This is a genomic window from Flavobacterium sp. P3_A6 (genome assembly GCF_056403035.1).
In genome coordinates this window covers 210,713-228,594 of record NZ_JBFUGG010000004.1, presented here as the reverse complement: position 1 = coordinate 228,594, position 17,882 = coordinate 210,713, and the positions used below count along the sequence as shown (strand labels likewise).

Sequence of the window (17,882 nt, the reverse complement as noted above, 5' to 3'; positions counted from 1 at the left end):
TTCATATATTTAACCAATCAAAAAAAAAAGTTTGCAAGAAGATTCGAAAACGATAGAAATATCTAAACCTAAAAATATTCCAAAAATAACAAATCATGATTTACTTTATGGTAAATCAATATCTCCTATGCAACGTATAGCAGTTATGGACGATGAAGAATTTGAAGAAATTGTAGAAGAATGGGCTTACGAATATTTATCATCTAAATATGAAAGTGTAAGAAGGTGTGGTGGAGCTGGCGATATGGGAAGAGATGTAATAGGTTGGATTAATTTAAGTCAAAGCAAATGGGATAATTACCAATGTAAACATTATGGAAAAAAACTAACGCCTACTAATTTTTATGTTGAACTTGGGAAATTATGCTATTATACATTTAAAAAGGAAATTACTATTCCACAAAACTATTATATAGTTAGTCAAGAAGGAGTTGGTACTAAATTAGGTAATATGCTTGATGACTCAAAAAAATTAAAACAAGCGTTAATTGATAATTGGGATAAGAATGTCAAGGAATTTATTACTGCTAAAGGAACTGGAGAAATTTTATTAGAAGGAGAGTTTAAGGATTATGTTGAAAATTTTGATTTTTCTATAATAAAACCTATTGAACCAACGGAATTAATTGAACAACATAGTAAAACTAGTTATCATTTATATCATTTTGGAGGCGTTATTAAAAAATATAGAATTGACACAACTGTTCCTGAAATTGGCGATTCTGAAAGAGAAATGAGATATGTTAAACAACTTTTAATTGCTTATGGTGAAGAAGTTACTACTGAAATAAATTCAATAGAAGATTTAACTAAATTCGGAACTTATAAAGTACATTTTGATATTCAAAGAAAAAATTTTTATTCCGTTGAAACTCTCAAACAATTTGAGAGAGATAACTTACCTTCTGATTCAAAAGCATTTGAAGAATTAAAAGACGAAATTTTTTCATCAGTATATTCTAAAATCCTTGTAGCCCATGAAAACGCATTTAAAAAAATGCTAAGTGTTCTAGAACATAGTTCATTATTAAATATTACTGCTAATCCATTAACTGTAACAATAAGCCTTCAAGATCAGCAAGGAGTTTGTCATCATTTAGTTAACGAAAATAGGCTATCATGGAAAGAATAGATAACATTTTTGAAACCAGAAATACTAATGTTTTTAATTCTCCATTAGAGATTGGATTTAGAATACTTTTTATTCTTCAAGGAATTTTTCCTAGAGAAATTGATTTAAATAGGTTAGTTATTTACGATTATTTTTTGCTTAATTCTGCTGATTTTCCAAATGGTCCAAAAAGTTTGCATCCACCAATACCTCATAGATCGTCACAAATAATTATAAAACCATTAATTATAAAAGAAGCAATTGCCCTAATGAGAAGCAAAGAATTAATAGAAATTATTTTTTCTGTTGAGGGAATAAAATATAAAGCTAATGATTTGACATCAAAATTTATCGAGCTACAAGAAAGCGAATACTCCCAGAAACTGATAGAATTAAGTAATTGGATAAGTTCACAATTTGGAGAATACGACGATGAAAAATTAAAAATACTAGTTGAAAATAATATTCCAAATTGGGGGAACGAGTTTGTTTATGAATCACTTATTAGAGAATAAATGAAACAAAGAATTCACATAGAAAAATTGGTAGTAACTGGTATTGGAGTAAATGATGCTTCATTAAGATTTGATAAAGGAGTAAATTTAATAATTGGTTCATCAGATACAGGAAAATCATATATTTTTCAATGCATAGATTATTTACTCGGCGGAGGTAATGCTCCTAAAATTATTCCCGAAGCCAATGGTTATTCTGATGCATATTTGCAAATTAAAACAAGTAAAAATGAAGTCTTTACAATACATAGAAATTTAAAAACTATTTCGAAAGCAACCGTTACAGAAACAGTTTATGAAAAATACAACACTTCAAGTAAACGAATATTAGGGACTCAAAATGACACTTTTGAAGGCGAAAATATATCTGAATTTTTATTAAAACTAATTGGTATTGAAAATATAAAAATTAAAACCAATGCTTCAAATAAAACAAAAAAACTAAGTTTTAGAGATATTGCACGTCTATCATTAATTGATGAAACTAGAATTATAACTGAAGAATCCCCAGTTTATACTTCTGCTAAGAATTATTATGAATTGACAGGTGAAAAATCGGCTTTTAAATATTTATTAACTGAAAATTTTGATAACGAGCTAATAGAAAAAGAAGATAAAAAAGTTTTTGAGAGCAGAATCAAAGGAAAATTAGAATTTATTGAATCTTTGTTGCTTTCAAAGAATAATAGAATTGAAACATTGCAAAGTTCAGTTATTAATTTAACTTCAGAAGAAATAAATGAACGAATATTATCATTGTTAGAAAAATTAGAATCATCTTCAACTAATATTGAAAAGATAACACTTGAAAGAGAAAATAATTTCAAAGAATTACATAAACTAAAGTCCTCAAATCTTCAAAATATAGAGCTTTTAAAAAGATTTTATTTATTAGCCGAGCATTATAAAAATGATCTAAATAGATTAAATTTTATATTAGAAGGTAAATTTTTGTTTGAACAATTGATAACAAAAGATTGTCCAATATGTGGCACAAATATGGACGAAAATCATTTAAAATGCTTGGCAGAAAAGGTTGAAAACAAAAATATTTCAGAATCGATAAAAATTGAAAGTCAAAAAATTGAAATCAAATTAAACGATTTAAATGCAACAATAAAGTCAACAGAACTTGACAAGAATGTAAATATGGTTTTGATTTCTTCACTTGAAAATGAATTATCAACATTAAATAAAAATTTAAACTCTGAATTGATTCCTCTACAAGAAAATTTTAAAAATGAAATTAATCAATTAATGAGTTATAACAGATTTGAACAGGAGATACTTAATACAAAAAACGACATAACAAATCTTCATTCTGACAAAGATTTATTAGATAGAGAATTAAAATCTAAACCTAAATTTGAAGAAGCAAAAGTTGATTTAGGCTATTCAGTTTTAAAATTATTCTCAGAACATGTGGAAAAATTTTTACGAGCTTGGAATTTTCCTGGCTTGTCAACAGTTGAATTCGATAAAACTCATAATGTATTTGATTTGATAATTTCTAATAGAGGTAGAAATAGTCATGGAAAAGGAGTTAGAGCAGTATCCTACTCTGCTTTCATATTTGGCCTTTTAGATTATTGCATTGAAAAATCAAAACCACATTCTGGCTTTATTGTATTAGATTCTCCTCTAACAACTTACCATAATAATCAAAAACCTCAATCAGGTGATGAAGTAAGTTTAGATATGCAAGATGCTTTTTTTAAAGATTTAACTCATGTTAATGAAAGCCGACAAATTATTATTTTGGATAATAAAATGCCAAATGAAAACTTAATAAATAAGTTTAATCTAATTAAATTTTCAAATGATGGTAATAGAAAAGGCTTTTTCCCAAGTTAAATTATTTGAATAAGAACGCCATCACCTAAAAGGTACAACGGATTTGAGCAATTGGCTAAATTGAAAGTTGTTTTTGTATTTGGGATGATTTGGCAAATATGAATAATGAACCTTAATCTAGTATTAAATTCGCTGTAGAACCTGAAAATTGATTGCAACCAGAACTAAAAATTTATAAATATGACTAACACTTTTACACAAGAATTAATAAAAATAATTGTCGAGAAAGGACTATTGGTAGTAGGTGTTGCACTTGTAGGTTATTGGATTAGTAAATATTTGGAGATTGATAAGCAAAAAAACTTACTTAAGAATAAAATCATAGAAGCTAATAGGGACAAAATTGTTTCAACTGTTGAAAAACAACTTGCACTTTTTTATTATCCAATTTATTTCAGACTTCAAAGAGATAATGCATTATGGAAACTTTCACCACAGTTGGCGGGAGAAACAGCCTCTTTACCACCAGAAACGAATGATATGATTGAAAAAGAGTACATTATAAAAAATCATATAGAAATTCTATCAATAATTGAAAGCAATATTCATTTAATAGAAATGGACAATGAGCTTCAGGAAAGTATCAATGCATATATCAAACACGTTGCAGTATATGAGATAATAAGAAGAACGAAATCAATCGACAAATTAAATCCGATACATTTTAATGCTCCTTATCCAAAATTATTTATAGAAATTATCAATGATAGAATGACACGATTACAAAAAATGAATAATGAACTATTGAATGTAACATAAAATGGCAACCTCCTAGGGATTTGGATAATAAACCTAATGAAAACTTAGTTTTGTATTTGGGATGATTTGGTAAATCCGCTTTATTAACAGAACGCTGTAAGTCATTTTAAAAAACTACAGTTCTCGAATAAAATAAAATTGTTATCTTTCAGGTATGACAGCATTAGAGATTAAAAAAGAAATCAACAAGGCTTTGGATCAAGTTCCAGAAAATCTTCTTGGTGACATTTTGAATTTAATTAAAGAAATACAATTAGATAAATCTTCCAGTTCAACTTTTACTTCAAACTTTAAAAAAATACTATCTGAAGATAGTGATTTACTTCATAAACTTGCACAATGATTTATTAAAAAATTTAGAGCCTGTTTAAATTTTATTTAATAATAGTTTTATAGCGGATAATTTGACCATGTTTTCGGATGATTGCATTAGTAATTCATAGTTTCGGCATAATCTTCTATCATTATCGAACCAAGCAAATGTTCTTTCCACGACCCATCTTTTATGAGTGGGTTTAAAGACTGATTTCTTATCATCAGAGCGCATCACGACTTGAATAATGTATCCAAATTTGATTTTGACCTGCTCAATAATCTCTCCTCTGTAACCGCCATCGGCTAGAATAACTTGGATAATGCATAAAAAATATTTCAACGTTCTCATTAATAACATTACAAGGTAACATTCGCCATTGGCATCCACTTTTTACTAGATAATTGATAGCATCCCAAATTAGTCGTAAACTATGTTTGCTCTTTCTATTACCTAAATCTAAAGTTTTTTCTATAAATTACCACTGGGTTTCTGTTAAATCAGTTGGATACATCTTTTTATTGTTTAGTCACTACAAAAAGACTCTTTTCAATCGGTTTCTTTAACCCAGAATGGTTTTTATTTTACTCTTTTAAACAGGCTCTTAGATTAAAGCGGCATTGATAAAATCTAATAATGCATTTTATATCAACGAGCAATCAGCACATCAATTAATTTGAATAAAATAAATTTGCATATTATAAGTACACATATTATATTTGCACTTATAATATGTATATCTAATTTTAAATTCAAAAAAATATGTGGACAAAATCGCATTCAATCACGACAAAAGAGATAACAAAAGAACAAATATGGAAACTTTTTACTGATGTAAACAATTGGCATACTTGGGACGATGGAATAGAATTTGCTAAATTAGAAGGCAAATTTGAAAAAGGAAACTTTTTTACTTTAAGACCAAAAGGCGGACCAAATGTAAAAGTGGAATTATTGGAAACTGTTGAAAATAAAATGTTCTTGGACGTTACCAGATTTCCACTGGCCAAAATGTATGACGAACATACTTTTGAAGAAACATCAGAAGGGCTAAAAATTACAAATACTATAACAGTAACAGGAATTTTAGGCTTTTTATGGCGTAAAATTGTTGCTCAAAATATAGTCGATAATTTACCAAAAGATATGCAGCAGCAAATTAAATCAGCAAAAAACCTATGAACTCAAATGACAATACTTTTAGCGTAGAAAAAGCCGAAGACAGTTCGGGTTTTTTATTGTGGCAAGTAACCAACCTTTGGCAAAGGGAAATCAAAAAGACATTGGAACCATATGCATTGACGCACTCTCAGTTTGTCTTAATGGCAAGTATCCATTGGCTGACATTGCATAAACAGGAAGTTACTCAGATTTTATTGTCTTCACATACAAAAATTGACCCAATGACAACTTCAACAGTTTTGAGGACTTTACAGACCAAAGGACTTTTAGAACGACAAGAACATTTGACCGACACTAGAGCCAAAACCGTTAAACTAACAGAAAATGGCACAAAAATCATCAAAGAAGCCGTTAAAACTATTGAAGCTTTTGATAAAACTTTTTTTGCGGTTCTTGGCAACAAGACATTACTATTCAATGAACAGTTATTAACTTTACTGGAGCAGAAAAAATAAAAATCATGCTAAACATAAAAAAAACAACTGCCAAAAATGGAGACTTTCAAAAACTGGTCGTTTTACTTGATCAGGATTTGGCGATAAGAGATGGTGAAGATCATAATTTTTATGGTCAGCATAATACGCTCGATAAAATCAAACACGTTGTCGTTATCTATCAAGATACCTTAGCTATTGGTTGCGGTGCTTTCAAGGAATTTGATTCCGATACCGTTGAAATAAAAAGAATGTTTGTCCATCCAGATTTTAGAGGAAAAGGAATTGCCAGTACTGTCTTGAACGAATTAGAACTTTGGGCAAATAAACTCAATTATACCAGCTGCATTCTTGAAACTGGAAAAAACAATCCCAATGCCATTGCTTTATACCGCAAATTGGATTATGAAATAATTCCGAATTATGATCAATATGAAAATATTGAAACCAGTGTTTGCTTGAAAAAATATTTGGCAGTCAGCTAAAACAATTTCGATTATGATTGTAAATAATTGCAAAAATGCACTATCTTTCCCTTTAGCCCTGATCGCTCAATTGCTATCACAATTGCCTTTGTTTGCCTTCTTTAGGCAAGGAAAGATATAACGGAGAGCAGGAACCATCTTTCTAAAAATGAATAATGTTTCTGCTTATAAAAATTAAAATTAAAAATGTACTAACTGATTAATTTGAATCCTACAAAAAAGAGCATTATAGCGATAGCATTTCTAAGCAATAAATCGGGAAGCTTACCGCTCAGCATACTGCCAATATAAATCCCCGGAAGTGACCCTAACAATAATTGCCCCAATATTGTCAAATCTATATTTCCCATCGATGCGTGTCCCAATCCCGCAACAAGCGTTAATGGCACTGCGTGAGCAATTTCCGTACCAACCAAACGAGGTGTTGGCAAAAGCGGGTATAAGAAAAATAAAGTAACCGTTCCCAGAGCTCCTGCACCAATTGAAGTAAGCGTTACTGTTGCTCCCAGCATTACACCAATTGCAACCGTCAATAAATTTTGTGTTTTACTTTCACTATGAAATTTATCGCCAGCATGTTTTTGAGATAAAACCAATAGCTTCTTTTTGAACAGAATTGCAACTGAAGTAAAAACTAATGCCCAACCCAAACTATATTTTATAATATTATTTAAAGCTGTTGTATCTGCATTTAAAGTATGAAGAATCCATAAAGTTAACAAAGCTGCAGGCACACTTCCAAGCGAAAGCCAGCCTGTTATTGTCCAATTGATATTCTTTTTTTTATTATGCACCAAAATACCCCCAGATTTAGTAATCGCTGCATATAATAAATCAGTTCCAACTGCAGTAGATGGCGGAATGCCAAACCACAATAAAATAGGAGTCATTAAAGATCCTCCCCCAACTCCTGTCATACCCACAATAAAACCAACTAATAATCCTGCAACAATTAAACCTGCTTGTAAATCCATATAAGTGACAATGATTTTTTTTGCAAAAATAGAAAAAACTACTTTATCACAAGCATTATGCCGCTTCACGATATCATCTTCAATCTTTCAAATTCACTACTTTAATCAAAAAAAAGGCTTCTTTAAATTAACTGCCAGCCACTCATAATAGCAATCCATTAACAAAATCATTTTAAATTCGACTAAAACTATAGAAATTCACTCATTCAGGTAAATATTTTTATCGATTTAATAATTACTCTATGGACTTAATAGATTATATGGGATTGATAAAAAAAATTAAAATAAGTTTATAAATATATATATAGATGTATTTTCTTATACAAAGAAAGTGGAATCTTATAATTAAAATTCAAAAAAGAGCGAAATAATGTTTTAAAACCAAGATATACCTTCTTTTTGATAAAGAAAAAAACAAGGAGTAATCAATTCAATTTATGTGAAGCAATCTAGATATTTAGAATACAAATCGCTTTTTTGTAACTTTGCGCTTTGAAAATAATCCAAATGAATATAAAGCTTATCGCAATCGGAAAAACCGACAATAAATCACTGCAAACCTTAATTGATGATTATACGAAGCGATTGTCTTTTTATATCAAATTTGATTTAGAAATTATTCCAGATATTAAAAACGTAAAAAACTTATCTGAAAGTCAGCAAAAAGAAAAAGAAGGGGAACTTATTTTGTCTAAAATAACTCCCACGGATCAGCTCATATTATTGGACGAAAACGGAAAAACTTTTTCAAGCGTTGCTTTTTCATCCGAATTGCAAAAGAAAATGAACTCGGGTGTTAAAACATTAGTTTTTGTAATTGGTGGTCCTTATGGATTTTCGGAAACGGTTTATGCTAAAGCTAATGGTAAAATATCGCTTTCACTAATGACTTTTTCACATCAGATGGTACGCTTATTTTTTATTGAACAATTGTATAGAGGGTTCACTATTTTGAGAAATGAGCCTTATCATCATCAGTAAAATTCTATTTTATTAACCCATTGAGTGTAATTATTTTCAACACATAGAAACATAGATTTTGTAAACTCAAAAATAGGCGTTTCACTTTTTTAAAACACACATAGCTTACTATGTGAAAGAAATTTATTTCTTTTTTTGCATTCTTTTTTAAAGTAAAATCTATGTTTCTATGTGTTAAATAAAAATCTTATGAATTGCGCCCAACAGGTTTTATTAATATATCTTTTCAAATATTAGTTTAAAATTTCAGGCTTCAAATTTAAAATCCCAAAGTAAGCGGCACTATTTCAAATCGCTTCAAAATACTCATACAGCATTAATAATCAATATTTTATGCGCAAAAAATTACCCCATTAAAAATAAAAATATTAAATTTGTTATATTCTTATTAAATAATGCCAAAATTTAATAATTATGTTTTTTTAACCTTTTTTTAACCCTAAAAAATATATAATTATGAAATCTCTATTTGGTTTTACAGCAGTTTTATTCTTGTTTTTTATTGGAACCTCATGTTCCAATAGTGATGACAATACCACTCCAACTCCAACTCCTACTATTGTGAATTTTACGGCTAGTTTGACACCTGTAGCCGGCACCGGTTCAATGGCTTATGGTGACGCAGCATTAAAGCTTAACCAGACTGCCAAAACATTTGAAATTACCGTAACCTTTACAGGAATAACGCCTATACACGGTCATATACATGGTGCTGATGGTGCGGTAGTATTTCCTTTTCCTGATACAAGTGTTCCAACCTCTCCAATAATCTTGTCTTTTTCCATAAATGATGCTCAAATTACAGAACTTATGGCTAATCATTATTATGTAAACTTACATACTACAGCTTTTCCTGGAGGAGAAATAAGTGGAACACTTATCAAAACCGGTTCCTCTGGCGGTGGCGGTGGCGGAGGTTATTGACTTTCAATTTTTTTCAAAATAAAGCCTTCCGATTTGGAAGACTTTATTTTGAAAAAAATCAATAAATGAACTCCTCATTAGTATTTATTTTTTTTCCTAAAGTTTCAATAAAAATTTTATCTTGGATATAACTCCCAAAATCTAAGTTTTTATCAAACCTAAACAAAAACTTTTTCGCCATATCGTCTGGAAGAGCTGCGTTTATTAACTCTCGCAATTTTTCTTTTGCGATATGTTGATCCTCCAATAAAATTTCATTTTTTTTATTGAAAAAAATCACTGTCCCTACTGGCTTCTCCATTTTATAATACACTTTCGTAAAAGGTATAAAAGCTAGATTTTTGCCAATCGAATCTGCATACGAAAAATAATTTTCGGCAGCTTCATTTTTATGAACACTATCTCCCCGCCTTTTCTCCTGCAGTTTCATCACTTCAGGAATGACCAGCCGCAAAGGCAAACGCTTATCAATATTCAATATCCAATTAGTTGTGCTAATGCTGTTTTTTCTATTTACTTCGGCCAAAGTATCTTTTCCGTTTACTCTGAAAAAAAAGTAAATAGGAGACAAATTCACAACATCTTTTACAATAGTTTTATCAGCTTTTGGCAATAAGATATCTTCTTTATTACCGCAGGAAAAAAACAGCAGCACAGCAATCCAAAAAAAACACTTCTTCATTTTAATTTAGTTTATCAAATAAAGTAACACACTCAACCGCTTCTTTTACATCATGAACACGAAGTATTTTTGCTCCTTTGCTCAAAGCAATAGCATTCAGAAAAGTTGTTCCGTTTAATGCCGATTCGGCGTTTATTTCTAATGTTTTATAAATCATTGATTTTCTGGAAATTCCGACCAGCAAAGGCAATTCAAGCATTTGAAACAATTCCATTTTTTGCATTACAGCATAATTTTGATCCAATGTTTTAGCAAAACCAAAGCCTGGATCCACAATCAGATCATTTATTCCAAAAGATCTTGCCACTGCTGTTCGTTCCGAAAAATAGAACAGCATTTCCTTGAATATATCTTCATAATGAGTAAAATTCTGCATCGTTTGCGGTGTTCCTTTCATGTGCATCATAATATAAGGAACCTGAAATTTCGCAATAGTTTCCAGCATTTTATCATCTAATAGCCCAGCCGAAATATCATTGATTATTGCTGCGCCATTTTCAATACAAATCTTTGCAGCTCCAGCACGAAAAGTATCAATTGATAAAATAATCTCAGAAAAATATTTTTGAAGCAGATTCACAACAGGAATTATTCTCGAAATTTCCTCTTCCTCCGAAACGAACTCGGCATTAGGTTTGCTTGAATATGCTCCTACATCAATAAAAGTGGCTCCTTCATTGAGCATTTTTTCTGTTCGGTTCAAAAGTTCTTTTTCACTTTTATACATGCCACCGTCAAAAAAAGAATTAGGTGTCACATTCAAAATCCCCATTACTTTTGGTGTGGACAAATCAATAAGCTGTCCTTTACAATTTATAGTCATCCCAATATGGTTTTAGAAACTTAAAGTTCTGCATTCAAAAAAATTATTCTTATTTTTGGAGCAATTTTATACAAATATACACCAATAATGAAGAATACTTCACAAGAATATGACAAGGTAATTGCCATTTGCCGCACACTTTTTATCAACAAAATGAAAGATTACGGCAGTGCTTGGCGTATTTTGAGACTTCCTTCGCTAACCGATCAGATTTTCATAAAAGCACAAAGAATAAGAAGTTTACAGGAAAATGAAATCCGAAAAGTAGACGAAGATGAAACTGGTGAATTCATTGGCATTATCAATTATTCGATTATGGCTTTGATTCAATTGGAATTGGGCGTAGTAGATCAGCCTGATTTGGAAACAGAAAGAGCAACCCAATTGTATGATGCCAAAGTAGCTTTGACCAAAGAATTGATGGAAAACAAAAACCACGATTATGGGGAAGCTTGGCGTGAAATGCGTGTAAGTTCACTTACTGATCTGATCCTGCAAAAACTGCTTCGAGTAAAACAAATTGAAGACAATAAAGGAAAAACAATCGTATCTGAGGGAATTGATGCCAATTATCAGGATATGATAAATTATTCCATTTTTGCTTTGATTTTGATGAACAAAAAATAATTCATAATATCCTAAATTAAAGCTTCTCAAACTATAAAACAAACCCTAAAAATGAAAAACATTCTCACCCAATTCTCCCGAATTTTTGTTGGAGTCTTGTTCATAATCTCAGGATTGATAAAACTAAATGACCCTGTTGGTTTCTCTTATAAACTGGCCGAATACTTTAGTGAACCAGTTTTCAATATGCCGTTTTTTGTACCATTTACTTTGGCAATAGCACTATTTATAGTAATCTTAGAAGTTGTTTTGGGCGTAATGCTGCTCATTGGTTTCAAATCTAAATTAACGATCTGGCTATTATTGCTTTTAATCATAAAATTCACTTTCTTAACCTTTTATTCCGCATATTTTGATGTGGTAAAAGATTGTGGCTGTTTTGGCGATGCATTGCATCTTACACCTTGGCAATCCTTTACAAAAGATATTGTTTTATTGTTCTTCATATTGATTCTGTTTGTAAACATGAAATTGGTAAAACCTTTATTCAATAATAAAATCCAAAATAGTCTTGCTGTTTTATCCGTTATTTTATGCGGATTTATGGGATACTGGGTCATCAATCACCTGCCTTTAAAAGATTTTCGCGCATACAAAGTGGGAAATAATATCCAGAAAGGAATGGAAATTCCAGAAGGTGCTCCAAAATCGGTAGTCGAAATGATTTTCATCTACAAAGTAAATGGCGTTGACAAAGAATTTACAGAAAAAGATTTGGCAAATATCCCTGCAGGCGCCACTTTTGTAGACAGAAAAGACAAAGTAATTACCGAAGGCTATGTTCCTCCTATTCACGATTTTGTAATGGAAAAAGACGGATCTGATTATAAGGAAGAACTTCTTCAAGAACCTAAATTATTAATGATTGTTTCCTATGATTTGGCGCTTGCCAATACTGACGGACTTTCTAAAGTAGAGCTTATCAACAAAAAAGCTCTTGCAAAAGGATACAAAGTAATTGGTATGACAGCTTCGACACCAGAAGAAATCGCAAAAATCAAAAAACAATATGGAATCACTTTTGATTTTTATTTCTGTGATGCTATTCCTTTAAAAACAATCGAAAGAGCAAATCCAAGTTTTGTCATTCTTGAAAAAGGAACCGTAAAACAAAAAGTGCATTATAACGACACCGAAGATTTAGTATTCTAATTTCATTTTTTCAACATAAAAATTAGCCTTGCGGAAAAAATGATATTTCTGCAAGGCTTTTTTTGACTTACCTTTATAATTAAAATCAAGTACAGAAAAAAATATTAACTATAACGATATTGTAACCGTTTTTAAAGTTTTTTATCATAAAATTATAAAATCTGCTTACTTAATTTACAATTCTTTGGTTAACTTTGTGAAAACTTAATTTAAATGAAAAAAATTGCTCTTTTAATTATTGCTTTTGTAACATTTTCCTGTACGCAAGCTCAAAAAACTGAATTCTCAAAAAAAGCACTTTCTGAAACCTTATTAACTTCAGATGGCAATCAGATTAAATTTCAAGACATTCTAAAAACACAAAAAGGAAAAACTACTGTAATAGAAGTTTGGGCTTCTTGGTGCGGTGATTGTGTAAAGGCAATGCCAAAATTAAAAGAACTTCAAGCTAGCAATCCGAACGTTTCCTATGTATTTCTTTCTATGGATAAAACCGCTGATAAATGGAAACAAGGCATCGAAAAACACGAATTAAAAGGATTGCATTTTATGGCAAATGATGGCATGAAGGGAGCTTTTGGGACCGCAATAGACTTAGACTGGATTCCGAGATACATCATCATCGATAAAACCGGAAAAATAGGTATTTACCGAGCAATAGAAACCGACTTTGCACAAATTAATGAAACTCTAAAAAAACTGCAATAAGAAATTGCAGAACAAATTATATTACACAAAACCATAAATACTAGAAAAATGAGAAAGAAGATTGTTGCAGGAAACTGGAAAATGCATAAAAATGCTGCACAAACAAAAGAATTATTAAACGAATTATTAACGCAAATTCCAGCTGAAACTGCCGCACAAGTAATTGTTGCGCCTACGTTTGTAAACTTAGCTTCAGCAGTAGATAATTTAACACACTCCAATATAGCAGTTGCTGCACAAAATTTACACCAAGCAGAAAGTGGCGCTTTTACAGGCGAAATATCTGCAGATATGATTAAAAGCATAGGTGTTAACACCGTGATTTTAGGTCACTCTGAGCGCAGAGCGATTTTTAACGAAACTGATGCTCTTATCGCAAGCAAAGTAAATACAGCTTTGAAACACGATTTGACAGTAATTTTCTGTTTTGGTGAAGAATTAAAAGACCGTCAGTCAGGAAACCATTTCAATATCGTTGAAAACCAATTAAAAGACGGCTTATTTCATATTGAAGCCAAAGACTGGGAAAAAATCGTTTTAGCTTATGAGCCGGTTTGGGCGATTGGAACTGGAGAAACTGCTTCGCCAGAACAAGCGCAAGACATGCATGAATTCATCAGAGAAACTGTTCGCAAAGCCTTTGGAAGCGATATCGCCGAAGATGTAACTATCCTTTACGGAGGAAGCGTAAAACCAGATAATGCAAAAGAAATCTTCTCTAAACCAGACGTAGACGGTGGTCTTATTGGCGGAGCTGCTCTTAATGCAAAAGATTTCATTACAATTGTAACGTCTATCTAAAAAGCAATCCTAAATACCAAAAAGCAGTGCAAACTATTTTGCACTGCTTTTTTTTACCAAATAATTCCTATTGAATAAAATCCTGCAGCAATGGACAATTGTATTTCTTAAAAGTTCGGGTATTTTTATACATCGAATTAAAACTGTAAATTTCCTCTCCTGGCTTAAACCTCAGATTCTCTTCTCCCAATATATTAGCCTTGGCTGAAAAACTAACATAATCACATTCAAAAATCATTAAACTTGCTAATGCTTTTTCTTCTTTATTTTTGGAAAGAAACAACGCTTTTTGATAATACATTTTGGCCAAACTGCAATTGTAATAATTTCCTCTTTGAAACTTTTTTTCCCGCTCTGATCGATTCCCCCCATAAATATAATCAGAGTAGTTATCGCCCGAATAACCGCTCCAGCCGTAGGAAACCATCATCCATGAATTCCCCCAACACGAAACATTAAAAAAAGCGTGAGCCAGTTTTAAATTGCTTGTGGCAGTATTTTTCCCTTTAAGTTCCAAAAGTATTTTTAGAAATTCAGCTTTATTAAAAACATAATCAAATTTTCTTTCCTTGGTACTTATCAGTATTTTTGGAAAAAAGGGATCCTCATTTAAAAAATTCTTAAACTCATAATTTTTTTTCCAAAAGTCCTTCGGCATTTCAGCAAAGGTTTGATAGGCTAATTGCAAGTCATTATTCCTAAAAGCAATCGTCCCTTTCAAATCCTTATAAACATTGAGATCAGTATTTGTTGTACCGGCGCAAATGTATTTTTCAAAAGCCGTTTTATCTTTTTTGGCAATAAGAGCCATTAAATCATTAATATCTTTCACCTTGGCAAAACGGTCAAAATACCCTAAGTAAGCATAAAAATAAGGGTTATCCCAAAAATAATCATTATCCTTCCTTATGTTCGATTTCATGAACAGTAATCCCGCTGTGGCTTGATCTCCTTTTTCGGCATATTTTTGAGCTACGATTCTGCAAAAACTGTATATGCTTTTAAAAAGGCTATGATCCTCTCCCACCGCTTTTTCAAGCGAATTAAAACACTCAAAAAACAGCTCTTTTGTAGCTTCGCTCTCAATATTCTTTTGCTTTAAAGCCACTAATGCTAACTGAATTTTGGACTGCAAAACAATTGACTCATTTGCATTTTCCGAAATCAAATCCACATATTTTTTACCCAAGTCTATTTGATCATCAATAAAACACAGCTGTGCAATAGTCGAACACAGATAATCCTTTTGTTCACCTTTGGCCGAATTCAAAATTTCAATCAAAAACTTCTTCAGATCTTTTAAATACAGCATATCCTTAGTCAAATTTTCAGCTTTGGCTTTCTCATAGTCTTGATACCATTCCTCATTATCAAAAACTACCGAAGGACTGCTTTGGGTATATTTTGGCGTAAAAATCCAATCTTCGAGTTTGTTGACCTCCCTGCCTACCAAGAAACTAAAATAAATTGAATTTGGGCAATATGCATAAATCTGTTTTAATGTTTCCAATTGTGGCGAAGGATTACGCATGCATTCTAATGCCATAATATTTCCTTTTTCATTTTCATTTTGGGCTAAAGCCAAAGTTTGCGTGGTCAATGATCGGTCATAATGCTGCATTACGGCATTGGCTTTTTCATCGCAAGAAACAAAAACCTGACTCAAATAGTAATTTTGCAATACCTGATCATCAGTACATAGCGCTCTAAAATACAAAGCCCAAGGAGTCAAAATCGTATCGGGTTTGGAAGCAAAATAATTATCATACAATCGAACTGCTTCCTGCGGATTTCCATCATAATAATTCATTCGCATCAGCAAAAAAGCATAACGCCGTTTCAGGAATCCATCATTGGCAGAACTAAATATTTTGCTGTAATCACCTATATCTGCAAATAATTTAGTTGCATTATCATAACCATAATTTAAGTTATTCCAAGTTTCCCACTTGCCTCCGCCTATATTGTTGTACTCAAGTTTTTTTGCAAAAATCAAATACTCTAGAAACTTTTTATTTTTGCGAAGCAAAAGTTTCTCGACAAAGCTGTTTTTGGCAAAAACTTTTCCCAATGTTTTTGATTGATAAGCCGATTGAAACACCTCCGAATCCGTTTCATACAAAATGGTATATACGTCATTTGGATTGATGTCCATACTCAATTGCTTTTGCCATTCAAGACAATTTTGCAGTTCGTCCTGATTTGAAAAAACATTTGGAGACGCATAATTATCTGCTGAATAAGTCAAAAATCGAAGCTTCAAAAAATCCTTTCGCTCCGCACGAAACAAAGCCAATCGGGTAATCTCTGGACTTTCCGACCAGCCGCAGGCTAAAGCGCCGCTAAATCCAAACAAAAAAAATAAAAGGCTAAAAAAGAGAATAATAACTGGATATTGTTTCAATTCCATAATCGTTTATGTATTTTTTATCAAATGAAAAAAAGGTAACTCTAGTTTGATCCGTTACCACAATTTTAGATTTCAGTATTCCAATTATCTTTTTAATTTCGGCATCCGAAATTTTCTCCGTCCTAATCTCATCACCATTTCTAAAATAAGTATCTCCAATCAAAACATCATCTTGAAATACGTAATGATCTGCATTAACTTTCTTAAAACGAACCGTATCTTTCACAAAAGCATCATAATCCGACAAAATTCCCTTAAACTGTTTTCCTCTAAAAACTACTGACCAACTATACAGCGGTAAAGCAAAATTCAACGGTAATTTATATCCGTCCTGAACAACATACTCTTCAACTTCTTTACTGGTTCCGATTGAATTCTTAGATTTATAATCCGTAGGGCTTGTTAAATTATAGCACATCAGCAACCCATTATCCACTGGCGGTATACCTGCTTTATCCCTATACTTGTATTGCCAAAGCCTTATTGTAGCCGAAAGAGCATATCGCGGGAAATTCACTTTGAGCTTTTGCAAAAAATAAAAATAATTCTTCTTTGACTTTTCTGTCCAATCGCAATCAATCAAAATCTCCTTGCAGTTCAGCTTTATTTTTTGCTTCTCTATTTTGGCAACAGAATCAGTATTGAGCCAAATTCTATGATCTTGAGCGCTGGAATTATATGTTTTTTGAACAATTTGGTATGCCTTTACCCGAGCCTGTTCCTGTTGGTATTCCTCGAGTACGCTGCCAACTCTTTTCCTAATTCTGTTTGCCAGCGAGTCCAATTGCCTTTTACTAGCCAAAAGCAATACTTCATTAGTAATGAAGATACTCGGTGTAATCTCCATTTTCTCCATATCCCAATTCACAGAACGTATAGTAGCTACAGGCAATGGTTCACTTGCATAAGGGTTCCAGTCTACATCAAAAAAACGGACGTACATGTGGTTCAGCTGCATCGATTTTGCAAGCGAATCATCGGTTTGGCTAGCTTCATGATTGGTTTTCCAATAACAGAATGAGCGTATTACGTCAGGTTTTATCCCTCTGCTGCTAACCAAAACCACAGATAAAAAGAAAATTAAAATTGCTTTTTTCATTACCTATACAATTATTATTTTTCACCAAATTTAATACTAATTCTTTTA

General features: G+C 31.6%; 20 protein-coding genes. 14 read left to right on the top strand and 6 right to left on the bottom strand.

The window, feature by feature from the left end; translation table 11 throughout:
- The first annotated feature begins 31 nt into the window (after window positions 1-31).
- From AC1DVP_RS06345 to AC1DVP_RS06325, 5 genes are all read left to right on the top strand, one after another.
- Window positions 32-1,132, top strand: a complete 1,101-nt coding sequence (locus AC1DVP_RS06345) for an ABC-three component system protein (RefSeq protein ID WP_477182658.1) — start codon at window positions 32-34, stop codon at window positions 1,130-1,132.
- The gene (locus AC1DVP_RS06340) at window positions 1,120-1,626 is read left to right on the top strand and encodes an ABC-three component system middle component 2 (protein WP_477182657.1); all 507 of its coding nucleotides are present in this window, start codon (window positions 1,120-1,122) and stop codon (window positions 1,624-1,626) included. Before AC1DVP_RS06345 ends, AC1DVP_RS06340 begins: the two co-directional genes overlap by 13 nt.
- Window positions 1,627-3,480 carry an AAA family ATPase gene (locus AC1DVP_RS06335; RefSeq protein ID WP_477182656.1) on the top strand — a complete coding sequence of 618 codons (1,854 nt, stop codon included), beginning with the start codon at window positions 1,627-1,629 and terminating at the stop codon, window positions 3,478-3,480.
- Between the two features lie 180 nt (window positions 3,481-3,660).
- Window positions 3,661-4,239, top strand: coding sequence for a hypothetical protein (locus AC1DVP_RS06330; RefSeq protein ID WP_477182655.1), 579 nt, complete (start codon window positions 3,661-3,663; stop codon window positions 4,237-4,239).
- Window positions 4,240-4,393: 154 nt separating this feature from the next.
- Window positions 4,394-4,582, top strand: coding sequence for a hypothetical protein (locus AC1DVP_RS06325; protein ID WP_477182654.1), 189 nt, complete (start codon window positions 4,394-4,396; stop codon window positions 4,580-4,582).
- A gap of 24 nt (window positions 4,583-4,606) precedes the next feature.
- On the opposite strand, the gene AC1DVP_RS06320 is transcribed toward AC1DVP_RS06325, so the two are convergent.
- Window positions 4,607-4,903 carry a transposase gene (locus tag AC1DVP_RS06320; RefSeq protein WP_477182653.1) on the bottom strand — a complete coding sequence of 99 codons (297 nt, stop codon included), beginning with the start codon at window positions 4,901-4,903 and terminating at the stop codon, window positions 4,607-4,609.
- Window positions 4,904-5,314: 411 nt separating this feature from the next.
- On the opposite strand from AC1DVP_RS06320, the gene AC1DVP_RS06315 reads away from it, so the two are divergent.
- The 3 genes from AC1DVP_RS06315 to AC1DVP_RS06305 are packed head-to-tail and all read left to right on the top strand — an operon-like array spanning window position 5,315 to window position 6,653.
- Window positions 5,315-5,734: an SRPBCC family protein gene (locus AC1DVP_RS06315; RefSeq protein ID WP_477182652.1), complete on the top strand. Its 420-nt coding sequence runs from the start codon at window positions 5,315-5,317 to the stop codon at window positions 5,732-5,734.
- Window positions 5,731-6,189: a MarR family winged helix-turn-helix transcriptional regulator gene (locus AC1DVP_RS06310; RefSeq protein WP_477182651.1), complete on the top strand. Its 459-nt coding sequence runs from the start codon at window positions 5,731-5,733 to the stop codon at window positions 6,187-6,189. Before AC1DVP_RS06315 ends, AC1DVP_RS06310 begins: the two co-directional genes overlap by 4 nt.
- A gap of 5 nt (window positions 6,190-6,194) precedes the next feature.
- A complete protein-coding gene (locus tag AC1DVP_RS06305; protein ID WP_477182650.1) occupies window positions 6,195-6,653 on the top strand; it encodes a GNAT family N-acetyltransferase in 459 nt (152 codons plus the stop codon).
- Window positions 6,654-6,844: 191 nt separating this feature from the next.
- Here the strand turns inward: AC1DVP_RS06305 and AC1DVP_RS06300 are convergent, their stop codons facing one another.
- Entirely contained in the window at window positions 6,845-7,627 is a 783-nt protein-coding gene (locus AC1DVP_RS06300) for a sulfite exporter TauE/SafE family protein (RefSeq protein WP_477182649.1), read from the bottom strand.
- A 507-nt stretch (window positions 7,628-8,134) separates the two neighbouring features.
- Between AC1DVP_RS06300 and rlmH the strand changes: the two genes are divergently transcribed.
- A complete protein-coding gene (gene rlmH, locus AC1DVP_RS06295) occupies window positions 8,135-8,608 on the top strand; it encodes a 23S rRNA (pseudouridine(1915)-N(3))-methyltransferase RlmH (RefSeq protein WP_100430188.1) in 474 nt (157 codons plus the stop codon).
- Between the two features lie 456 nt (window positions 8,609-9,064).
- Window positions 9,065-9,532 (top strand): CHRD domain-containing protein, encoded by a 468-nt coding sequence (locus AC1DVP_RS06290; RefSeq protein ID WP_477182648.1) that lies wholly within the window; start codon window positions 9,065-9,067, stop codon window positions 9,530-9,532.
- A 58-nt stretch (window positions 9,533-9,590) separates the two neighbouring features.
- Here AC1DVP_RS06290 and AC1DVP_RS06285 read toward each other — a convergent pair whose 3' ends face one another.
- Together AC1DVP_RS06285 and folP are read right to left on the bottom strand one after the other, a co-directional pair.
- A complete protein-coding gene (locus tag AC1DVP_RS06285; RefSeq protein WP_477182647.1) occupies window positions 9,591-10,214 on the bottom strand; it encodes a hypothetical protein in 624 nt (207 codons plus the stop codon).
- Between the two features lies 1 nt (window position 10,215).
- A complete protein-coding gene (gene folP / locus AC1DVP_RS06280; protein ID WP_477182646.1) occupies window positions 10,216-11,037 on the bottom strand; it encodes a dihydropteroate synthase in 822 nt (273 codons plus the stop codon).
- Between the two features lie 87 nt (window positions 11,038-11,124).
- On the opposite strand from folP, the gene AC1DVP_RS06275 reads away from it, so the two are divergent.
- The 4 genes from AC1DVP_RS06275 to tpiA all read left to right on the top strand — a co-directional run bounded on the left by AC1DVP_RS06275 (window position 11,125) and on the right by tpiA (window position 14,325).
- Complete coding sequence (locus AC1DVP_RS06275) at window positions 11,125-11,664, top strand: DUF1599 domain-containing protein (protein WP_477182645.1); 540 nt, start codon at window positions 11,125-11,127, stop codon at window positions 11,662-11,664.
- 51 nt (window positions 11,665-11,715) lie between these two features.
- Complete coding sequence (locus AC1DVP_RS06270; protein WP_477182644.1) at window positions 11,716-12,816, top strand: BT_3928 family protein; 1,101 nt, start codon at window positions 11,716-11,718, stop codon at window positions 12,814-12,816.
- A 213-nt stretch (window positions 12,817-13,029) separates the two neighbouring features.
- Window positions 13,030-13,524, top strand: coding sequence for a TlpA family protein disulfide reductase (locus AC1DVP_RS06265; protein WP_477182643.1), 495 nt, complete (start codon window positions 13,030-13,032; stop codon window positions 13,522-13,524).
- Window positions 13,525-13,572: 48 nt separating this feature from the next.
- Window positions 13,573-14,325 (top strand): triose-phosphate isomerase, encoded by a 753-nt coding sequence (gene tpiA, locus AC1DVP_RS06260; RefSeq protein ID WP_477182642.1) that lies wholly within the window; start codon window positions 13,573-13,575, stop codon window positions 14,323-14,325.
- Window positions 14,326-14,392: 67 nt separating this feature from the next.
- Here tpiA and AC1DVP_RS06255 read toward each other — a convergent pair whose 3' ends face one another.
- On the bottom strand, window positions 14,393-16,735 hold the full coding sequence (locus AC1DVP_RS06255; RefSeq protein ID WP_477182641.1) for a hypothetical protein: 2,343 nt from the start codon (window positions 16,733-16,735) through the stop codon (window positions 14,393-14,395).
- On the bottom strand, window positions 16,695-17,834 hold the full coding sequence (locus tag AC1DVP_RS06250) for a hypothetical protein (protein ID WP_477182640.1): 1,140 nt from the start codon (window positions 17,832-17,834) through the stop codon (window positions 16,695-16,697). Before AC1DVP_RS06250 ends, AC1DVP_RS06255 begins: the two co-directional genes overlap by 41 nt.
- Window positions 17,835-17,882: the final 48 nt, after the last annotated feature.

What these genes read in the sequence shown, in the direction of transcription:
- AC1DVP_RS06285 (WP_477182647.1), bottom strand. Translation starts at nt 10,214, where the DNA reads ATGAAGAAGTGTTTTTTTTGGATTGCTGTGCTGCTGTTTTTTTCCTGC.
- AC1DVP_RS06320 (WP_477182653.1), bottom strand. Translation starts at nt 4,903, where the DNA reads ATGAGAACGTTGAAATATTTTTTATGCATTATCCAAGTTATTCTAGCC.
- AC1DVP_RS06305 (WP_477182650.1), top strand. Translation starts at nt 6,195, where the DNA reads ATGCTAAACATAAAAAAAACAACTGCCAAAAATGGAGACTTTCAAAAA.
- AC1DVP_RS06325 (WP_477182654.1), top strand. Translation starts at nt 4,394, where the DNA reads ATGACAGCATTAGAGATTAAAAAAGAAATCAACAAGGCTTTGGATCAA.
- AC1DVP_RS06335 (WP_477182656.1), top strand. Translation starts at nt 1,627, where the DNA reads ATGAAACAAAGAATTCACATAGAAAAATTGGTAGTAACTGGTATTGGA.
- AC1DVP_RS06250 (WP_477182640.1), bottom strand. Translation starts at nt 17,834, where the DNA reads ATGAAAAAAGCAATTTTAATTTTCTTTTTATCTGTGGTTTTGGTTAGC.
- AC1DVP_RS06300 (WP_477182649.1), bottom strand. Translation starts at nt 7,627, where the DNA reads ATGGATTTACAAGCAGGTTTAATTGTTGCAGGATTATTAGTTGGTTTT.
- AC1DVP_RS06330 (WP_477182655.1), top strand. Translation starts at nt 3,661, where the DNA reads ATGACTAACACTTTTACACAAGAATTAATAAAAATAATTGTCGAGAAA.
- AC1DVP_RS06310 (WP_477182651.1), top strand. Translation starts at nt 5,731, where the DNA reads ATGAACTCAAATGACAATACTTTTAGCGTAGAAAAAGCCGAAGACAGT.
- rlmH (WP_100430188.1), top strand. Translation starts at nt 8,135, where the DNA reads ATGAATATAAAGCTTATCGCAATCGGAAAAACCGACAATAAATCACTG.
- AC1DVP_RS06275 (WP_477182645.1), top strand. Translation starts at nt 11,125, where the DNA reads ATGAAGAATACTTCACAAGAATATGACAAGGTAATTGCCATTTGCCGC.
- AC1DVP_RS06340 (WP_477182657.1), top strand. Translation starts at nt 1,120, where the DNA reads ATGGAAAGAATAGATAACATTTTTGAAACCAGAAATACTAATGTTTTT.
- AC1DVP_RS06270 (WP_477182644.1), top strand. Translation starts at nt 11,716, where the DNA reads ATGAAAAACATTCTCACCCAATTCTCCCGAATTTTTGTTGGAGTCTTG.
- AC1DVP_RS06315 (WP_477182652.1), top strand. Translation starts at nt 5,315, where the DNA reads ATGTGGACAAAATCGCATTCAATCACGACAAAAGAGATAACAAAAGAA.
- AC1DVP_RS06290 (WP_477182648.1), top strand. Translation starts at nt 9,065, where the DNA reads ATGAAATCTCTATTTGGTTTTACAGCAGTTTTATTCTTGTTTTTTATT.
- AC1DVP_RS06255 (WP_477182641.1), bottom strand. Translation starts at nt 16,735, where the DNA reads ATGGAATTGAAACAATATCCAGTTATTATTCTCTTTTTTAGCCTTTTA.
- folP (WP_477182646.1), bottom strand. Translation starts at nt 11,037, where the DNA reads ATGACTATAAATTGTAAAGGACAGCTTATTGATTTGTCCACACCAAAA.
- tpiA (WP_477182642.1), top strand. Translation starts at nt 13,573, where the DNA reads ATGAGAAAGAAGATTGTTGCAGGAAACTGGAAAATGCATAAAAATGCT.
- AC1DVP_RS06265 (WP_477182643.1), top strand. Translation starts at nt 13,030, where the DNA reads ATGAAAAAAATTGCTCTTTTAATTATTGCTTTTGTAACATTTTCCTGT.